General features: G+C 73.8%; 1 protein-coding gene. It reads left to right on the top strand.

Features of this window, described 5'->3' with window-relative positions:
- Positions 1–355 (top strand): hypothetical protein (locus OOT08_RS07300; RefSeq protein ID WP_325091935.1); only part of this gene is annotated, 355 nt, incomplete at both ends.

Here is a 355-nt window from a genome sequence, read left to right as displayed (position 1 = left end):
TCAGCGCGGTGCAAGCGATGAGCGTCGTCGCGCTCGCCGCCTCCGCCGCCTTCGGGGCGGGAACCGGCCGCGTCCTCATGACCCGCCCCGGAACCTGGTCCGTGGCGCTGTGCATCATCGGGGTGCTCGGCTGTATCGCCGTCCTCGCCTCGCACCCGCCCACCGGCTCGCACGCGCTCGCCCCGGACGAGCAGCTCGCCCTGACCACCCTGATCCTCGCTGGGACGACCCTGCTCGGGGTCTGCGCGCTCGGCGTCGGGCGGCTCGCCCCCGGCGTCGGGACGCGCCTGCTCGCCCTCATCGCCGGGGCGACGATCTTCGGCAGCATCACCACCGTGTTCAAGGCGATCGTCAC

Source organism: Leucobacter sp. M11, assembly GCF_035726885.1.
GTDB lineage: Bacteria > Actinomycetota > Actinomycetes > Actinomycetales > Microbacteriaceae > JAPFRB01.
This window is presented reverse-complemented; position numbering and strand designations above follow the sequence as displayed.